The organism is Gilliamella sp. Occ3-1 (genome assembly GCF_001690655.1).
GTDB lineage: Bacteria > Pseudomonadota > Gammaproteobacteria > Enterobacterales > Orbaceae > Gilliamella > Gilliamella apicola_P.
This window is the reverse complement of record NZ_LZHQ01000008.1, coordinates 49761-69230: the sequence shown is the minus strand read 5'-3', so window position 1 is coordinate 69230 and position 19470 is coordinate 49761. Positions and strand designations below refer to the sequence as shown.

The 19470-nt window shown below is 36.2% G+C and carries 16 protein-coding genes and 2 pseudogenes; 2 read left to right on the top strand and 16 right to left on the bottom strand.

The window, feature by feature from the left end; genetic code table 11:
* Positions 1 to 3: 3 nt before the first annotated feature.
* The 14 genes and pseudogenes from A9G43_RS02730 to A9G43_RS02670 all read right to left on the bottom strand — a co-directional run bounded on the left by A9G43_RS02730 (position 4) and on the right by A9G43_RS02670 (position 14765).
* Positions 4 to 666 carry a PFL_4669 family integrating conjugative element protein gene (locus A9G43_RS02730; RefSeq protein ID WP_065606426.1) on the bottom strand — a complete coding sequence of 221 codons (663 nt, stop codon included), beginning with the start codon at positions 664 to 666 and terminating at the stop codon, positions 4 to 6.
* Positions 667 to 783: 117 nt separating this feature from the next.
* Positions 784 to 1998: an STY4528 family pathogenicity island replication protein gene (locus A9G43_RS02725; protein WP_065590512.1), complete on the bottom strand. Its 1215-nt coding sequence runs from the start codon at positions 1996 to 1998 to the stop codon at positions 784 to 786.
* Positions 1999 to 2003: 5 nt separating this feature from the next.
* Positions 2004 to 2603 carry an STY4526/YPO1902 family pathogenicity island replication protein gene (locus tag A9G43_RS02720; protein ID WP_081296838.1) on the bottom strand — a complete coding sequence of 200 codons (600 nt, stop codon included), beginning with the start codon at positions 2601 to 2603 and terminating at the stop codon, positions 2004 to 2006.
* Positions 2604 to 2617: 14 nt separating this feature from the next.
* Positions 2618 to 4267, bottom strand: a complete 1650-nt coding sequence (locus A9G43_RS02715) for a ParB family protein (protein WP_065606424.1) — start codon at positions 4265 to 4267, stop codon at positions 2618 to 2620.
* 16 nt (positions 4268 to 4283) lie between these two features.
* Complete coding sequence (locus tag A9G43_RS02710) at positions 4284 to 5615, bottom strand: replicative DNA helicase (RefSeq protein WP_065606422.1); 1332 nt, start codon at positions 5613 to 5615, stop codon at positions 4284 to 4286.
* A 41-nt stretch (positions 5616 to 5656) separates the two neighbouring features.
* Positions 5657 to 6553, bottom strand: coding sequence for a ParA family protein (locus A9G43_RS02705; RefSeq protein ID WP_065606420.1), 897 nt, complete (start codon positions 6551 to 6553; stop codon positions 5657 to 5659).
* Positions 6554 to 7105: 552 nt separating this feature from the next.
* Entirely contained in the window at positions 7106 to 7636 is a 531-nt protein-coding gene (locus tag A9G43_RS02700) for a tail fiber assembly protein (RefSeq protein ID WP_065606418.1), read from the bottom strand.
* A 1-nt stretch (position 7637) separates the two neighbouring features.
* Entirely contained in the window at positions 7638 to 9161 is a 1524-nt protein-coding gene (locus A9G43_RS02695) for a prophage tail fiber N-terminal domain-containing protein (protein WP_065606416.1), read from the bottom strand.
* Positions 9162 to 9512: 351 nt separating this feature from the next.
* Positions 9513 to 9698, bottom strand: a pseudogene (locus A9G43_RS11345) (hypothetical protein); the annotation flags it as partial.
* Positions 9699 to 9761: 63 nt separating this feature from the next.
* Positions 9762 to 12407, bottom strand: a pseudogene (locus A9G43_RS02690) (host specificity protein J); the annotation flags it as partial.
* The gene (locus A9G43_RS02685; protein ID WP_065606413.1) at positions 12400 to 12957 is read right to left on the bottom strand and encodes a tail assembly protein; all 558 of its coding nucleotides are present in this window, start codon (positions 12955 to 12957) and stop codon (positions 12400 to 12402) included. The gene A9G43_RS02685 and the pseudogene A9G43_RS02690, both read right to left, overlap by 8 nt.
* Positions 12900 to 13616 carry a C40 family peptidase gene (locus A9G43_RS02680; protein WP_141674003.1) on the bottom strand — a complete coding sequence of 239 codons (717 nt, stop codon included), beginning with the start codon at positions 13614 to 13616 and terminating at the stop codon, positions 12900 to 12902. Before A9G43_RS02680 ends, A9G43_RS02685 begins: the two co-directional genes overlap by 58 nt.
* Positions 13617 to 13619: 3 nt before the next feature.
* On the bottom strand, positions 13620 to 14324 hold the full coding sequence (locus tag A9G43_RS02675) for a phage minor tail protein L (RefSeq protein ID WP_065606411.1): 705 nt from the start codon (positions 14322 to 14324) through the stop codon (positions 13620 to 13622).
* Positions 14325 to 14435: 111 nt separating this feature from the next.
* Positions 14436 to 14765, bottom strand: coding sequence for a phage tail protein (locus tag A9G43_RS02670; protein ID WP_065606409.1), 330 nt, complete (start codon positions 14763 to 14765; stop codon positions 14436 to 14438).
* A 100-nt stretch (positions 14766 to 14865) separates the two neighbouring features.
* Here A9G43_RS02670 and A9G43_RS02665 point away from each other — a divergent pair, with 100 nt between their 5' ends.
* Positions 14866 to 15114, top strand: coding sequence for a type II toxin-antitoxin system RelE family toxin (locus tag A9G43_RS02665; RefSeq protein ID WP_065606407.1), 249 nt, complete (start codon positions 14866 to 14868; stop codon positions 15112 to 15114).
* Positions 15098 to 15439 carry a helix-turn-helix domain-containing protein gene (locus A9G43_RS02660; RefSeq protein ID WP_065606405.1) on the top strand — a complete coding sequence of 114 codons (342 nt, stop codon included), beginning with the start codon at positions 15098 to 15100 and terminating at the stop codon, positions 15437 to 15439. Before A9G43_RS02665 ends, A9G43_RS02660 begins: the two co-directional genes overlap by 17 nt.
* Positions 15440 to 15579: 140 nt before the next feature.
* On the opposite strand, the gene A9G43_RS02655 is transcribed toward A9G43_RS02660, so the two are convergent.
* Positions 15580 to 16149 (bottom strand): hypothetical protein, encoded by a 570-nt coding sequence (locus A9G43_RS02655; RefSeq protein WP_065606403.1) that lies wholly within the window; start codon positions 16147 to 16149, stop codon positions 15580 to 15582.
* 49 nt (positions 16150 to 16198) lie between these two features.
* On the bottom strand, positions 16199 to 19465 hold the full coding sequence (locus tag A9G43_RS02650) for a tape measure protein (RefSeq protein ID WP_065606401.1): 3267 nt from the start codon (positions 19463 to 19465) through the stop codon (positions 16199 to 16201).
* Between the last annotated feature and the right edge of the window lie 5 nt (positions 19466 to 19470).

The following is a 19470-nucleotide window of genomic DNA, read 5'->3' as shown; positions in this document are numbered from 1 at the left end:
ATGTTAATTAGTTATTGATACTGTTCTGTCTCGCATTTTATCTGCATTTAGTATTTCTTCTGGTACAATCCCTAGTTGCTCAATAGCTTTAGTTGCTAACGGGGTATTATCGACAAAATCTTTTCGTGTTACACCAGTGCGTTTATATTTAGTAATATAAGTAATTAACGAACGTAATTCATGAGCAATCATATTCTGCCTATCTGATGCATCACTATTTTTGATTAATGAAATATGTTTAGCTAGCTGAACTTTTCGGACAAATAAATCAAATTTACACAGTAAAAATACTAACTGATAACCACTTGGAACATTAATAAATAGGTTCAGATCAACGGGTTTAACTGATGTCGCATCACTTATTTTAAAACCTGGTGGGACTGATTTAAGTGTTTCATCAATACGATAATTCTCAACATCTAATAATTTTTCAATTTTAGTAATATGCTCATAGAATTTAGTCAATCTGATATCTGCGTAGGGATCATCAAGACGTGTTGCTATTTCAATGACTTTTAAATAAGCAATAGCCCTTGTCATACTTTGAATTTGATGCTTATCATCAGTTTTTTTTCTGCCATACCAGATTTGAATTGCTGGAACAGTATGAAGCTCTATTTTAATATCACTTCGTAAAACACCGACTTGATTGTTTTCAGTTTCCATCGGAATACTCCTATTTAAATAAAATTTAAAATTAACAATAATTGGACTACTTAGCTAGCTGTTGCCCCCCGTAACAGTAATTGGACTACTCAGCTAGCTGTTGCCCCCCCCGTAACATTAAGGATTAACCTCACATAACATGTTTTTTAATGGATTCAAGAGTTGTTCTATTTCTTCTTTGCTAATCATCTTCTTCTCAACAGGTAAGACTCTTGAAATTTCCTGTTTGCTAGGATCCTCATCTGCTGTGGTTCCCTGATTACTCGTTGAAATGAGGTTATATTCACCCCGAGCGGCTTTTTGTATATTTGTTACAAGATAAGCAGTCATATTTTTAATTTTAGTAATATCTTTCATCGAGATAGTTTTTAATACATTATTGGCAATTTGTATGTCTAAACTATTTTTATTTATCGCACTGATAACATCATTCAATCCTTGAATACCAAGATTAGCTTTAATATTGTCTGGAACATTTAAATCTAAAAAAACATTACTATTAGTAGTACTACTATATAAACTACTACTAGTAGTACTACTAGGGGAATCATAACATAATGATTTTTTAGGTAGTTTCTTTTTGGAACTTAGTGAGTTTAGGCTTAGTTCACTTTTGGAACTTAGTTGTTTTTCACTTAGTTCCTTTTGGGAACTTGGTGTTTTTTCACTTAGTTTCTTTTGGGAACTTAATAAATTTTGTAAGTGAGTGAGTAACGATGATGCAATATTATTAAATTTGTAATTTATATTGCTTTCATTTTTTGAATCGTTAATGTGCAAGAAAATGTTTTTGTCAGATTGAGTGCTTTTATTGATATATTCGTTGATTAGATTGTATGCAAGTATCGCTAATGATTTTGTAATGCTACTTTTATTTAACAATGATGTTAAAATGTGTATAACACTGTCATCAATAATCTTTTCAAGAGGCAGTGCTGTATTATGAAGAATATAAATATTACCCATAATTTGACCATTACTACTTCTAATCATTCTAAATGACAACCAGCCTGATAAAACTAATCTAGAAAGTATTTCTCGTACAGTTTTTCTAGACAATGTACCGCCTAGGTTCCCCCACAACTTTTGTAAATTATCGTAAGTTGGAAAGTAGTTATTGTGCCTGTATTTTTGTAATTCAATATACAACCGTTGCCAAGCATATTTATCTAATGATGTAATTGAATCATCTTCTAATAATGCGCGAGGCATTGAGTCATATTGATGACCTGCAAAAAACATGGCAATCTTTTCATCAGAAGAAATACTATTTGTTTTCTGCTCAACTAATGCATTACGTAATACGCTAATTTGATTTTCAAAATCTACCATAATATTTACAAACTATTTGAATTAATTAATGGCTCTAGCTCTTTAATTACCGATGTTAATGTTAAAGGCTCAGTATTATCATCGCTCATCATCGAAACATGCTGAGTAATATCCATATAAACTAATAAACGATTCAAATCATCGTTTATTACAACATCTGGATTTTCATTTTTTTTAAGCTGCCATTGTTCCCAAATAACTATTTTTTCGGCTTCGTCTGGTTTCCTAAAACGCCCCTTTGATACAGTTAAATCCTTTAGTTTTCTGGAACAACTAATATCAGATGTTGATAACCCAAAATATTTATTTAAAATTTCTATAGATGCGCCTAGTGAATGTGCTTTGTCAATAATATGGCTTCTTTCTTCAAATTCTTTTGCTCTTGCAAGTACAACATCAAATAATTTTGTATCTATAGTAACTTGAATCAATAGCACAGGTGAGTTTGCAATATAAGTAACTTGTGAATAACTCAATTCTTTCATTTGTTTTAAGTGTTCAATTGTAAATCCCATTTCAATTAATGAGTGAATCTTTCCTTCATTAATAAAATTATGAACCATGTTCAATATCGCCAAATTTATATTATTACTGACACTTACCATGATATGCCCTATATTTAATGTTGTTGATTTAAAAACTCGTTATAAACTCGGAACAATCGAATAATTCGTAAAAATTTAATTACTAAAAAATCATTGAATTCAGTGATTAAATAATGCATACTAATCGATTCTTCAGTCTGTTTTGTAAGTAATGATAATAATAGTTTATATGCGGTGCGTTTTTTGCTATCTACTTCATCTTCTGTAGAGAGAGGATTAAATGCAATAATGGGTAATTTTGATTTATCTTTATCGTCAATTGAAAACGCAAAAGATTGGTTATTGATGCCTAGCTCATCAAAAATATCAAGTACATGTCCTGCAATATCTCGAAAAACATATTCATAATTAGTAGCTTCTTCTTGCAGTTTCCAAATATCTAAAATAGGTGTTCTTTCCGTTTTCCCATATGTATTTAAATTAGCACTGAGACTATAAGCATGTGGGTTAATTTTAGTTAAATCAGTACTTTTAATTATGTCTTCCATCACTGATTTAACATCAGCCCCGTCATGTACAGTAATATCACCACTAGGTAAAATAGTATAAGAGGAACTTACAGCAGTTTCCGATTCAGGATCATCATAGGATATGATTGTTGGATTTATCTCTCTTTTTAATGAAATTGGGTCAATTTTAGTTGATTGTTGGCTACTAACATTAGTTTCTGATGAAATATCCTGTTGCAATTGACCTTTTAATGTTGGAACAACTTCCAATTTATCTTCCCCACCTTGTCCAGCATTGGCCTCATTTTTGCTAACATCGATTGGTGGCAAGTTTTTCTTTGTCCCTTTATGTTTTTTTTCCTCTAATTCAAATTCAAAAAGCTGATAGCTAATTCCCAACAATTTCGCAAAATAACCAAACATCTCGTCTTGCAAACGTTCATAACTAAATAATTCTGGCTCATAATCAAATTCACTTAATACTAAATTAAAACCTTCAACAAAAGCATTGTCATCATCATATTTTTCGGAACGTTTGTATAAATCCCAACATATACTTCTTAACATTAGAATTTTTTCAATTTGATTTCGACTCAATCCTAATTTCAGAATCTCTGGGATATAAGGATATAAATAATCAACTGTATTTAGCATCTTGTTGATCAATGCATGTGAAATAGGATATCCATGATTTTTTAAACACTCACTCAACTCTCGTGAAGATAGTGGTTTACCTACTTCTTCTTCATACAAAACTTTACTCTTTGAAACACCCAATGCTTTTTCTATGAATGTATAATCACTACGAAGGCCATTTTCAGTTAAATGTCCAACAATGGATTTCAGCTCTCCGCCCCAAGGCCTGAAAATACAATTAATTGTATAAAAGCGTTTATCGCCAGTTTCTTCATACAACTCTTTCAAAATTTGTAATCGTGTATTTCCCCCATCAGAAATTACATACCCTTCCTCTCCTGGCATTTTTGTAATGGCAGGAGCATGATCAAGTCCTTTTTTTCGAATAGATTCTTTAATATCTTCATATGATTCATTTTTTTTCAATCGTGGTAATACCTGACTAGGTCTTAATTCGTCAAGATTGACCCGCATAGGCATTTCATTCAATGTAATTTTAGTGGTTGCCCTATCACCGTCTGGGAAACCTGTAGATATACGTTCACGCATAACATCAACAGATGATTTTTGTTCTACCATAATATTAATATTTTCCTTAAACTAAATTTTGATAATGCATGTATGGCCCATCAAATTTGACTGCTACTTTACCAGTCGCTGCATTACGAGCTTTGGCCACTATTAATTCACCAGTCCCTTTAGCTTCACTGTTTTCGTTATAGACTTCATCTCGATACAGTAATATTACTGTTGTCGCATCTTGCTCTAAACTGCCAGATTCTTTCAAATCAGACAAAAGAGGATGTTTATCAGAACGAGATTCAACTGAGCGGTTTAATTGTGAAAGCAGAACTAAAGGAATATTGAAATCTTTACAATGAATTTTTAGCTGTCTACTAATATTGCCCACTTCAACAGCACGATTTTCATTGTTTTTTTCACCTGATGACATTAACTGTACATAATCAACTGCAACAAATATTGGTTGGCCATATAAACGTGTATAGCGCTGAACTTTACGTCTAAAAATAGCTGGAGTTAAATACGCATTATCATCAATAATAAGAAATTTTTTTAATTTCAATAAAATTGCAATCGCTGCAGAAATTTTTCCGTAATCACTATCGTCAAGATTTTTATTTTTTATATCGATAAATGGTACATGGGATAATGTAGCTAATAATCGCAACATCAACGATTGCGCATCCATTTCTAAACTAAAAACAAAAACAGGTTGTATAGGTAAATTAGGATTATCATTAAGCGCTATTATTTGATTGTAAATCAATGAAATAAGAAATGCTGTTTTCCCCATGGAAGGTCTTGCGGCAATAATTGTAATTTCCTTGGGTTCCAACCCACCTATTTTAGAATCCAAATTTTTAAAACCTGTTGGAATAAATGGAGAGTGCTCCGTTTCCAAAAATGTCATAATATTATTCAACATTGCTGGTATAAGTTGCTCATCTTGATTATCTACAGCATGTCCCAACTGAAAAAGTTCGGATTCCGTTTGTGCTATAATCTGATTACTGCTGTCTGAATTACTAAATGACGCTTTTGTGAGCTTTTTTATCAATGTTTTTGCAATATTATTTGCACTACGAGCTTTTGTATAATTGCGTAAAATTGATGCGTAGTGTTTAAAATTTGTTGCCCGTGGTGTATCTCTACTCAACTCAGCTAAATATGCTAACCCCCCGCAATTTTTTAGTTGTTCTTCGGAAAGAGCCTGAGATACAGTCAGAATATCCGCATGCTTACCTTCTTGAATTAAAGAAACTATGGCATTAAAAATCAATTTGTGCTGTGGTATATAAAAATCGTCCACTTTTATTTCAAATGTATCATCAATACAGCTATTATCGATTAATAATGCACCTAATACTGATCGCTCAGTATCATTAGAATAAAATTGCTTATTCATATAATCACCTTGTTATTTATTGTGAACAAAAATAAAAATGATTAATGAGCAATTTCGGTTTTCATAAATGCATCAAATTGTGGCTGATACCTAGGTAATAGGTGTTGACACAAATAATAAATATCGTCTTTGATACTTTGAGCTTGGGCTTTTGTTATTTTATATGGATGAGCTACTTTATTTGTTGGTTCGGTATAATGTTGAAATGCTGCAATACCGAGTGATGCTGCAACTTTGTAACTATTCTTCTTTTTAATATCTTTATCTAAAACAGTAATTTGAAAAGGTAATTGTGACAAAGATTTGATTTGTTGATTAAAAAGTTCTTTTATACGACGGCAATCATTATTTTCTTCTACTCGATTAAAAAACGTATAAACAGGAGGTAATTCTATTCCGTAATCCGTAAAAGGAATCAAACTTCTAAATAAATTAGAAATAGTGCCTCGCAGATATTCTCGAACGCCTGGCATGGAAGGATCTAGCGGAGATAAAACCACATCAGAAGCAAGTACTGCCATATTGACCGTTGGATCAATTGTTCCGACCGTATCAATAACTATCACATCGTACTCGTTTTTGAGAAGTTTTAAGCATGATTTTAGACGGATAATACCATCGGCCGAAGCGTTTAAATGGGAAACAATTTCTTGTCTAACGCTGTTTGATGACATAACATCTAAATTTTGTGTTGTCGTCGCAGATATTAGTTTATCTAAATCTGTTTCATGCATTATAAGAAACTCATAAACGCCATACGGAGCCTCTTTTTGCAATGGAAAATATGAACAAGCTGTAGGCTGCTCTAAGTCAAAATCCAGTAATAGTGTTTTTAACCCCGAATGTGCTATAAAAGCAGCAATATTAACTGCTGTAGTAGATTTGGTAGAACCGCCTTTAGTATCGGCTATAGTGATCACTGTTGCATTTTTTTTCATGATATTAACCCTTAAAAAATTAAAAATTTATTAAACATTAAAATCATGATATTGATGGTGGCCCCTACTGGACTTGAACCAGTGACCAATCGATTATGAGTGACACGTATTATTTTATAGCGTAATTTTAATTTATTATAAATCAATCAGATAAGAGGTTAGCCAAACTAATTGCTGTTCATTTATTCACTATTTTTTAGTTTATTTTACATTATCTACGGCACAAATATGGCACAAACATTTTTGTGATTTGCTCTCCATAATTTCACATCACAATTTCACATCAAAATACAATCAATATAAAATACTCCAAAAAATTCTAACTTCGCTTATCATGATAACAATAAACTACACACTACCAATTTACATACGAATGGCGCCCGAAGATTACGAAATTGAAATCACGGGCGAGTGCTACATTATCAACAGCGGCAACGAGCACAATTATGTATTCTATCAAACGCAGAAAACACTATACGATATCGCTGATTTTGTGATGTTAGAAGACGCTGTTGAGTATTGTAAGTTGAAGATTGATAGTGTGACGTGATGTTATTGTGGTTTTTCGGGAAACTCTACATTAATATTAGACACATCAACACGCGTTAATAAAATGCGATATTTTCTCCACGCTTTTAGCTGAATCTCTTCATCCGCTTCTTTCATATCTAAATCAATAATATCTTGCAAAATAGCTATTTTTTCATTTGATTCGCGAATTAGATATTCTTGTTTTCGTTTTCTAGTTTCAATAAAATTTTTATTTTTTACATCTTTATCTAATACCCATTTTTTTCCATCCCACTTGCAAAAATCGAACGGTTCAAGTAGTGTGAAGCCATCTTTGATTTTACCGAGATAATCTACTTCGTTCGATTTTTTCGTCTCAATGTTATATACTTTTTTGTTTCTGTTATCTTCAACTAAAATCCATTTACCGTTTTTTTCACAAGGCCAGTATCCATCCTTAAACTCCGGTTTTATACGCAACGCGTTATCTGGCGGATATGTATTTTCGGTTGCTTCTGTCATATAAGAAAAAGGTTTTAGTTCTTTGCTGTTATCGTAATGATAATTAATCATATTAAACTCCCAAATAAATTACAGGTGTCATACCGATGTTCATCGGCCTGTTTTCATCTGCGGTCGGTACAACGCGTGATGCATCAAAATCGAAAAATGCCCACTTCATTTCACGCGAACCACCTTGCAACCAATCGTTATCGCTGTGATAAACTGATATCGCTCCATCCCGCTCTCCTTTTGTTATGTTTTTATGCCCGATTATTGCTCGTTCTTCACCGTTAGGAATCGCCCCTTTAATGTTTCTAATAGCGTCACCCTCAATAGTACCTACTTGTCTATTTGTTCCGTTTACCGCTCGTTCAAAATAACCTCGTCCGTCTGCGGCAAACGCTGTCGGCACATTAATGTGTTGTTTACCATTAATTACTTGTATTTTTATGTTGTGATCTCTTTTGTAGTTAGTAGACAAACTATTTAAAACCCGCCCTTGTGGCGAATCTAAAAGATATTTGTCGCCATTACGTATATACCACCCAAACGGCAACTCATCACGACGAAACGGCATTAAGCGCATGTCTCCGACTAAAATATATTGATTAATATTTGCTGTTGTGATTTGTTCAACCCATGGCTCCCAGGCTTTTGGGGCCCCCAGATAATTTCTAATAAACTGTCGAGAATTTTTATATGTTATATAAATCTGACAACATCCAGCTCCGTCTGCGCCGTTTTTAAAAACTTGCAACGTACCGGCTTGGTTAATTGGGTACCCATTCTCAACAATCGCCTGTGCATTTCTGCCTTGAAAATAAATACCTTCATTCATCCCAGTTAGATTGTTTATGTTTGTATTCGATAAATTACCTAAAACTTTCAATAGTTTAGAAGTATCAACAGTAGACGCCCAGTTTTTAGCATTAACAGCTGATTTTGAAGCTTCTTGCTCTGATGTTTTAGCGTTATTCTCTGATACTTTAGCTGCATTCGCACTATTGCTAGATTGTTGAGCTGAGTTGCGTGACGCTGTTGCTGATGAACTCGCACTATCTGCACTGCTTTTTGCTGAATCTGAATACGATTTAGCTGAAGTGTTAGCGTTGGTTGCTGTCGCAGCTGATGCGCTTGCAGATTGCGCAAAATTATTTGCTTTCGTTTCACTGTTTTTTGCATTATCAGCACTAATTTTTGCATTCGTTTCAGATGTTTTGCTATTACGCTCTGAATTCGCTGCTTTTTCAGCAGATTTACCTGCATGATTTTTGGCGTCAATAACATCTCTCAGTATTGTGGGCGTAATTTCACTCTCAGCGGGATTCAGTAAAAAATCATTTAATGTACCGTCTTTTGAGTCAGAAAACACCTGAATTGTGCCAAGCCTCTTTGGCGGAAATCCATTTATAATTAACTTTACTTCATAGTCACACGGCAATACGTTCATCATGTAGCTGCCATTATTTGCGACTTGAAATGCTTGCGTTTGTGTTAGTACTTTGCTTGTTGTTTTTTTTGCGTATAACTCGATAGTGCAGTTGTTAATAATATTACCCGCACCATCCGTTAATACTCCTGATATTTTTGCCATAATTTTCTCCAGATAATAAAAAACCGCACTAGGCGGTTGTTATTTTTTAGTGATATATAAATTAACTGTACGAGGACAGCCGCGTCTTGAGCCGGTCGCTTCAATTATTATGTCTTTGTTTGCTGGAATTTCATAAATCATACATCCCTGGTGAATATCTGTATTGTGTTGTGAATCATTAGTTCTTGCGCGTAAACTAAAAACCAATTTATTGTCTATTTTTATGTCATAAAATGAACTCATACCGCCAGAATTTGAGCCGTAAAGCGCACAAACAAAAATTTGAGATGTGCTTACAATACGAGTAAAGGGCTCGGCAGAAATTTTTAGCTCACCGCCCGTATTTAATTGCACGACTTTTACAATGTCACCAACGATTTGCGTTGCCGTTAACTTACCGTTAATTCGACAATTTTCATTAATGACAACATTGTTTAATTGCCCAGAATTCGCATAAATATTGCCTGAGATATTAGCTCGTCTAGCATTTAGCGTACCATCCTCCCATAGTTCAAATGCTGGCGGATTACCTGAACTGATAACACTTCCCGCAACCATTTTGCCGCCCGTTATTAATGGTGCCCTGATTTCAGTGCCAGCTATTAATCGATCACCTCGCATCGTGCCAGTAGCAATTAAATCACCGTCCAAAAACATAGCAGGTTCAACCCAATAAGCGCCGTTGTACATTCTTGCCTCAGAGTGTGCCACTTTGCCAGCGCCATTTAATGAGTAGATAATTAACGTGGTATCACGGGCCGGATAAAACCCAAATTCACGATAAAACATTTGAGTTGCATCATCATTTTGCGGAAATCTACCGTCGTGAGTTTGAATTCTAAATACTCCCCCAGCGCCATTTTCTGCAATTAGCGTCCGAGTGTTAGCTATGAACATCTCTGAACGACCAACTACATTAATTGCATTCACGCCATACCAGTATTCGGTATCGGGTTGGCAATCAACATCAGTCAGTGTCATGGCTCGACCAAGATAATTACGCTTCGCTTCAACTTCGGCTTTGGTCATGCCTTTGTAGAATTCGAATTGCGTGCCTAGACTGGATACAGAGGTCATTACCGGTCGAATAGCAACATTAAAACTACTTGGCGTTAGCACTAGTCCCGATGGTTTGGCCGGCGGCAGAATCGAAAAAGCAATCGTGGTTTCATCGCCTAATCGTCCATCTTCCGCTACCCCTCTAACTGTTGCGATAAACTTGCCTTGTTGCAGGTCTGATAAATAATACTCGGTATCGTTAACCGTTTCCCTGCTAATCAATTTATCATCACGATACACTTTTACTTCAAACTTCAAGTTTTGAATTGTTCTCGGTGTAGACCATGACAAGCGAGCTTGATATAAATCAGATTCGGGGATAATCTCGGCTTGCAGTTGTTCAACGGGTGGAATCGACCAGCCAAAAATTGTATTACTCTCAGCTTCGAATTTAGCGCCGTTATCAACAATTTCTTCTTTCTTTGGCTCATGTTGTAACGCGGTGATTGAGTAAGTGCCATCACTGTTTTCGGCGATTGTTATAGCCTTAAATAGCCTTGGTTTGATTTTATTGTCATACAAGCCCCAGACAGAATACTCATCAACACTAACGCTGCTCACCAAAACAACTTGATTAGGTTTAATTTGTGCTTGGATTTTGACTTTTTGTAGTTGCATATTTGTGTCAGTCACACTTAAATACGCACTTTTCATGTTTTTAATGTCAATGTCACGGTCTAACGTAATCGTGCTGCCGTTTGCTTCTGCTTCTAAAATTCGCCCACCGATTGTAGTACCTGCAAAATCATTGTCAGCGATACCAATGATATCACCTGGTAAATGACGGATACCTTCACGACCCACGCTAAATGTAACGGTTTGTGTTTCCAATTTTTCAGTTTGAATTAACCATTTACCAACTCTGTGAGCTTGACCTCTCGACGTACAACCAAACGCATCGATTTGCGCTACATTCAGCCCAAATCGTTTAATTAGCTCATCATCAGCAACATATTCAGTTGTTGTTTCCCAATTGTTATTAGGGTCAATATAACGCACATGAACAGCCGTATGCCGTGATTTTTGTGCTGCTGACGTGTAGTTGAACTGCCCATCCACAACATTAGCATTTGCATAAATTGCTACAGGGTCACTTGGTCTATCCATCACTGCTGTATACTGCGTGCCGTCCCAAATTGGCATAGCTCGGAATATTGAACACAGGTCGTGGATAACATCATACGCTTGTCGTTGCTCAGTAATGTAGCAATTACATGTAAATCTTGGCTCTTTACCGCCAAAACCATCGTCAACCAACTGGTCACAATATTGAGCAATTGTATATAACGCAAATTTATCGACACCAAACCGACTGATTCGATTACCCATGCCGTAACGTGTATTAGTTAGTATGTCGTAAAATATCCACGCTGGGTTATTGGTCCAAGCCAATTTGAAGTTCCCCAACCAAAAGCCTTTATACTCTCTCGTTTCAGGATTGTAATTGTCAGGCACTTTAACTATCATCCCTTTAATAAGATAATTTCGACGAGGCACGCCGCTAAACTGAGATGAATCAAACTTCAAACCAACAACAGCCGTGTTCGGGTATGAAAATTTAGTATCGTAGATTTCAGTGTATGAACTCCACAATGTATTATTGACTAATAATGATGATGTGCTGTCTGGTGTTCTACGTACTACCCGAATGTTAAACGGTTTCGGTGGTAAATCATCTAAAATAACAGAAGTTAAATATTGTGAGCGTGTTTTTTTATCGATTAAATCAACGGTTTTTACCGTTTTCCATATACTGCCCACACCGATTTGAATTTCCATGCTAACAGATGTTCGGTTAATGTTACCCTTGTTATCGGTTGAGCTTAACGACTGCACGCCAACCGTAACACGTACTCTATCAATATTCGGGTCGGTAATAGTGCGCACGATTGGTGTTGATGCTTTTACTTCCAAATTAACAGGTACTTCGTTTTCAGTTGCCGGAAATCCTTCCAGCGGTGATTGCGCTTGAATTCCAGCTGCCCATTCAACCTCTACGCCTTTAAAATTAAACGACCCGTCAGGTGCTTGGATTGGTGTGTCGTTTAAAAATACGCTTTGTAGTCCGTTTAATGGACCTTCTATCTGCCCCTCGCATAGTAAATCAATAATACTAAGCTGCTGATGTGACTTGAGATTGTCACGTGCCTCACTGGGCGTTTTTGCCTTTTTTGAACCTTTACCCATCTATTGTATCCAACCCTTGTGATAAAACTTTAGAGCCTATTTTTGTTAATCCGTAGCAAAGTGGCACTGGTGCGCCCTGAGCTATCGTGTTGTCTAAGTTAGAAAAATAGGTGTTTTTATTAGTGCCGCCGTCTGCTGATTTGTCTGTTTTGGGTAATTTGGTTAGCATCATGGCCACACCGCCAATCATTAAGCCCAATCCTGCTGCCATTAATGGATAACCTGCAGGTGTCCAGTAAAAAATAGCCCCCACAACGAACATCACCGCACCAGCGATAAAGCTGAATGCTCCACCTTTTGCGCCCTCTGTTTTGGGTACAATATGAATAACAGCATCCTGAGGTATTCGACTGTGTAGCCCGAACTGTAAATTGCCCTCGTTCATATCTACGCCGTTAATTCTTACCCGAAAATAGCCGTCCATGATTTTTTGCTTTAATCCTTTGATTTGACAATACAAGCCATTCATCGCTTCTGCTGCCGTTTCAACATTCAGATTGAACTTATCGCCATATTGTTTAAGATTGCCGTAAAGCCTGACAATTGCCATTTCTTATGCCTCCATATTGAATGTGTGTACTTAAGCCAAAACCCGTCATATAAATCTCTTTTCGAGAGACGGTTTGGGCAATGATGTAGGATGAATTGATTGCCGATATAAATGGCTGCATGATTAGGTGTTGTTGAGCCAAGACAAACCAAGATAACATCGCCTTCTTGAACGTCTTCAACTTGTTCAAACTCATTTTTAGGTAGTAAATCTAAGTAGAGATTTTGCCCGTTATGCCACCAATCATCTTGCCGTTCGTAATCCGGTAAATCGATACCCGTTAACATGTACGCATCTCGTACTAGTGTTAAGCAGTCAGTCTTGCCGTGCTTGAATTCACGACCAAGCAGTGGCTTAATGTATCTGAATTTGTGAATTTTGTTATCACAAACTAGCCACCAATCCACCCCCGTTTGTTGCTGATAAAACTGGTCGGCTTGGCTGAGTATCGGTAAACCGTTTGGGTGAGAATGGACTACAGCGGTTATCTCTCCTTGCTGTTCTGCCGTTATCCAATCCTCGGTTGCTATTTCGAATGTTTCGGTTGGTGTGGATGAGATATTGTTGCATGGCAGATAGGTTTTATTATCAATAACAAATCCGCAGCACTCAGCCTCACCGCATTGTTTAGCGTGATTAAGTATTTGTGTTTTCATGATTAATTAAGAGAGTTTAGCAGCAGTTGGAAAACCACCAAAAGGAAGAATACCGTGTTGCCCATAACGCAGTTTACAGCCATTTAGACAACGGCTACATTTATCTTTTGTGATGTCGTTTGTCGGTTTATCAAATTCATCAGCTACAGGTCCACCAGTGTAACCACACTCTGACGAACGATATATCCAGCTACAGGTATTAGCGATAATAACACGGGCAGGTATTAATGCACCATCTGATTCGCATGGCAACGCTAATTCAAACGTAACTACCATTGAATTTTGTTGTTTTACCTGCTCAATCACATAATTTGAGATGATTTCGCAAAACGGATCGGCATATTGATTGCCGTTCTCGAAGTTAACAGCGTCTAAGTATTTAACTGGCACTTCGTGGCGTGTAACAACTGCGCCAAGTAGGCCGTCAAAATCAGCAATTAAGCCAGTAATAAAGCCCATGGCATTACTAACGCTCATTGTCGGTCGGTTACTTACACCCTGCCCGTTTTTTTGAAAACCCTCTACTTTAATAGGGTATGGCTCATAGATATTACCTTGCCACGTTATTGGTCGCCGAAGCTCATTTAATCCATTGTGAAATAGAAATATTGTTTTATTACCCACAATTTTAGTTAAATCGACTTCATATAGGTCAACTATCGCATCTTGTGCGATTTTTGTGATATCGAGTAGCATTTTTTTTGGGATCATGCGACTACCTTTTCGTGATTAAATTTTTAATAGCTGATAATTTTATTTCAGCATCTGCAATAAATTTTTTATTAATTATTGGTTCATCATGTACATCGATATCTAAATTACTCATGCGACTACTTCCTCAAATGTTGCTGTTATTGTTGTTGCTGTGTTCATAACGTTAGATGTCCAGCTTGGGCATTTAACTGTTATTAATCTGTGCGAGTTCGGCTCTATCCATTTAAATGCATGAAGCCCACCCTGCCGTGTTAAAAAGTCATTGATGTGTTGCGCATCTTCTCGCGATACTTTTAGCGTAACGCTGTATGAGCGCAAGTCGTTGTTAATGCCGTCTTTAATTCGTTGCTCATAGCCGTCACCGAACTTAATGGTTTTTATTTTTGGCTCGGCTTTTTCGCTCATGCTCGGTGCAACTTGCCAGTGAAATGTTTCCATAGTTTTCTCCAGATGATTAAACTAATTTATTTGTGTTTTTACTTGCTAAAACTTATATATCTTATATAATACTTATATCAAGATTAGTTAGAAAAACAAAATGAATAAAATTATTTATCAAATTAAAGCCTTAAAGCAGTTACGGAAAATTCAAAGCAATGCTTTAATCCGTAATAAAATTAATGAACTGGCTGACATGCCGAATTGCATTAATGTAAAAGCCTTAACTAATCATAAATATCAGTACAGATTACGGGTGGGTAACTATCGGGTGTTTTTTAATTTTGATGGTGTTATTCATATTGTTTCTATTGAAGAGGTGAAAAAACGCGATGAACGCACTTACTAATATACAGTTTATTAATAATGAACAAGGACAACCACAGTTTGTAGTTATGCCTTACAACCAATACTTAGAGTTATCAAACGCAAAAACAATCGATGTTGAAACAGGCGTACCAAACGAAGTTGTTAATATGGTTTTTGATAATAACTATTCTCCTGCACAAGCATGGCGTGAGTATTTAAAATTATCTCAAGTTGAAGTTGCGAATAAAATAGGTATTAGTCAATCGGCTTATTCTCAATATGAAAAAAGCCAAAAGTTGAGAAAAGCAACACGGATTAAAATTGCCGAAGCGCTACAAATCAAACCTGAACAGTTAGATTTTTAATAAAAACCACCTATGCGGCGGTTAAGTGAATGACTATAACTTAAAGTTAGGGTCATTATTTCTATTAATAAAAAACCCTCTTAGAGGGTTTGAATTTCTTAATTGTTAATTTCTAAATTGATATTTTCTAAACCACTTAGTTAGTTATAATATGATTCATTAAAACTTTGAATTTTATTTTCATATATATCTAAAAGCTCGTTTTTTAACAACACCACATTGTTTTTATCAAAAAAAATGGTATTTGAACAAACATCAATAAGACTATATGAACACAAATCCACCTGCAAATAGTGAGTGGATTCACTGCCAGATGAAAAAATATAATCATATTGAATTGATAATTTAGGTATTTTTGTGTTACCTATTTTCTTATCCACTATTTCATGTCTTTTTTGGGCAATGACTTCCCAATCTAAATATTTATCCAATAATGGAATTAAATTAGGTATATCCTTCTTTAAAATATAAAACGGAAATTTATTTTTACCAAATGAAGAATATCCATAACGATTTATAGAATATCTAACAATAACAGAGTCATTATTTTTTGGTTCAGTTATATAAAGTTCTGTATGCATAGGAGTATAAACACTACCTAGCTTATTATAATCAGAACCTTTTACTTTAGTTGATAAAGCTTTTTCCGAAACGGAGGAGCAACCACTAACAAACATTATAATAACAAATATTAAAAATAACTTTTTCATACCATCTCCTTAATTTTTTCGTTAATGGTATGAAATTTCAGCTATTAAATCAACGTCTATTTAGCTTGCCACCCGGGCGTGTTTGCTCATCAAGAATTGCTAGTACTGATTGTTTTATCATATTACCGACTGCTTTTCCGTCATCCTCAGATAAACCACCGTTACCAACATTTACAGGCACGTTTACAGTTATATTACTGTATGATTTATTTGATGTTTGCAAGAAATCTTTTAAATCAGCATTTGTTCGTGCATCAACTACACGCTCACCTTTATCAAGTAGCCAAGTACCCTCTTTAGGGATGTTATCAATACCGCTATGCGCCATACCTGAAATTGTTTGAGCTGCGATCATGCCTACCGACGCATAGCCAAGACCTCGAATTAATGAGGCGGCAGGAACACCCATTATTGGACCTAATTCAAGTGCTTTTGCGGCAGCAACTTCGGTGCTAATCATTGCTTGTGCAATAGCCGAGGCTTTACTAGCAAGAAACATCACTTTGTATGCTGCAGATGATTCACCAGCAGTTTCTTTAAACATATCAGCAATCGAGCCAGTTAATGATGAGAATGTGCCAAGTGTTGCGAGTGTGTATGCAGACTGAATATCCTTTTGTTTTTGTTGCATAGTTTCTTCAATCTTAACGACAGCATCTGCATATTCTTGCTGACTAATTAGCTTTTGTGATAATAAGTCATTTTGAATTTGTAGCTGTTTCTCATTCCAGTCGCGTAATTTTTTATCATCTTCAGCTACATTCAGTAAATCACTACCAAGCCCATTGTAAGAATTGTGATAGCTAAATGACGGTGCGGATTCAGCTGCTTTTTTAGCCATTCTATTAAGCATTTCTTCACGTTCTTTTAATGATAGGTTTGCTTTTTCAATGACAGATAAATGCTGCTTGTAAGTATCTAGCTGTTGCTCCGCTGGAGTGCGCAAAGAATCCATTATTGATTTATATTCTTTTTGCGCATTTAGCTTATCTAACTCGATAGCTTTTGATTCTAATGCTTTCTTTTGAATATCAGTTAGCTTACTTAATTCCCCTTCCGATAATTGCCTGCGGATTTTTTGTAGCTCAGTGATATCAGTGTAAGCGTTGATTTGACTATTTAGTTTGTCTAACTGCGACTTATACAGCTCTGCTGCGCTCTTGATCGTTTTTGAGTGTTTGAAGCCCTCTTGTAGCTTGAAGCTTTCACGTAGATTTTTTGTATATAATCTAAGCTTTTCAGTAAGTTCTTCTGACATTTTGCCAGTTAGCTCCTGACCTTTTGCTAATGCAATTAAATCAGCTGCGTGTTCAATAGCAGCATCTCCTGCAGCTCGTTGTAGCCCAGCAAGCACAAATGCCGCCTCTGCTCCACTTTCTGACTTAACTTTGTTTACATCAAGTTGCTGACTAAGTACGCCAAGTTGATTTTCTAAATTTGGAAAATCAGCTACATCAAGTAACTTTATTTCTGTTGCTGTTTCAGCCGAGGCTTTGCCCACCGCATCCATTTTTTCTTTGTTTTCTGCCAAAGCATCTATTGATGAATGCACAGCCGATGTCATACTTCCCAATACTGTTTTAAATTCCTGCCCTTTTCCAACCGCATCTGCAAATTTTTCATTAAGCTCACCGACCTTGTTACCAAAATCATGCTTACTTATAGCTCCTTCGTCATATGATTTTTTTAGCGCTTTAAATTGATCAATATAGTCATGTATGGCAGATTGGTCTTCCTTTGTAACAATCCGTTGAACTGAATAATTGCCGTTAGCTTTCCAAGCCGTTTTAAATTTTTTTTCAAGTTGTTTTTGCAGGTTATCTATTTCATCATCAACTCTTTTAGAGTCTGCATCAACTTTTAATGTTAATTCTGATGTTATTGATTGTTGCTTACCTTTATCTAATTCTTTAAATTTAGCGAGAAGTTCGTCAACAGGCAATTGTAATTCTTCAAGCGGCTTTTTGGCTTTGTCTGCGCCGTCGCCCATTGCAAAAAATGCCGCACCGACGGATAACAATGTCGTAGCTAAACCAAGTGGACCACCGAGCATACCTAATAAACCGCTACCTGCACGGGATAACAAATTAAATTTACTAGTTAATACATTTACTTTTGTTTGTGCAGCAGCTAGCGCATTATTTGCTTGTGTTTGACGATTAATAGCTGCTGTTAAATTATTTTGCGCAACAAGACTTGCTTTTAAACCAACAGCACGTTGCGCTTCAAATCGAGCAGCGTTTACTTCTGCAACTGCTTTTAATTTCAAGCTTTTAACTGCTGCTAGTTGCGCCTGAGCTTGAGATATTTGTGCAGCTCTATTTGCTAATGTTGTCTTTGTTGCATTAAAAACAGATAGCGAAAGTCCGCTAAAATATCGTGATAATCCTGCGGCAGTTAAAACTGCGCCAGCACCAGTAACCAAATGAATATTGTCCGCGACGACTTTCAAACCACTAGCAACACTTTGTGTAACCCCCATGTTGCTATTTATCTCACCGATTAACGATTTGAAGCTGTTTGAAACTTGAGTAAAACCATCTTTTACTGTATTACCCATGCCGTCCGCCATGGCGCCCGTTTCGTCTTTCACCTTTATCATTGCATCTGCTAATTGACGCATTGATATTTGACCGCTCATACCGAGTTGTTTGATAACTACTTCGGCTTTACCCGTTGAGTTTGCCAGAGCTGTAACAACATTCGGTGTAGATGCCATTATCGATTTCCAGTCGTTACTGCTAACCTTACCTGTGATCATCGATTTAGTGATTGCATTAATGCTTGTTGTCACTTTATCAGCAGAAGTTGCATTTATTGTGTAGCTGTTTGACATTGCCTCGATAAAGTCGATCGTGTCGTTTGTGCTATAACCCAGATCACGCATTGATGATGCCGTTGCAATGTATAGTTCTTGTGAATCTTCAATTGCTTTAGCATTGCGGTTACTAATTTCAAGCAATCGACCTTGCACTTGCTCATAATTATCAGCTGAGCCTTCCACCGAATTTATCGCCATTCGGACACGAGCAGCCATTTGCCCCCAGTCATCAGCCATATTGACAATGCTAGTAAAGGCAAAACCACCGGCAAATGCGGTGGCTACACTTAATGCTGATGATTTTAGCTGTGTTAATTGCATATTCATTGCTTGAACTGAGCGATTATTGCTAGCAATGTATGCATCAAACCGCTTCGAACGGTCTTCCATTGTTTTATAATAATCTGTACCAAGTCGTGATGCTCGACTCATTTCTCGTTGATATGATGATGAGTCGGCTGTAACTCGGATTGCCAATTCTCGCAATGTTGCCATTTTAT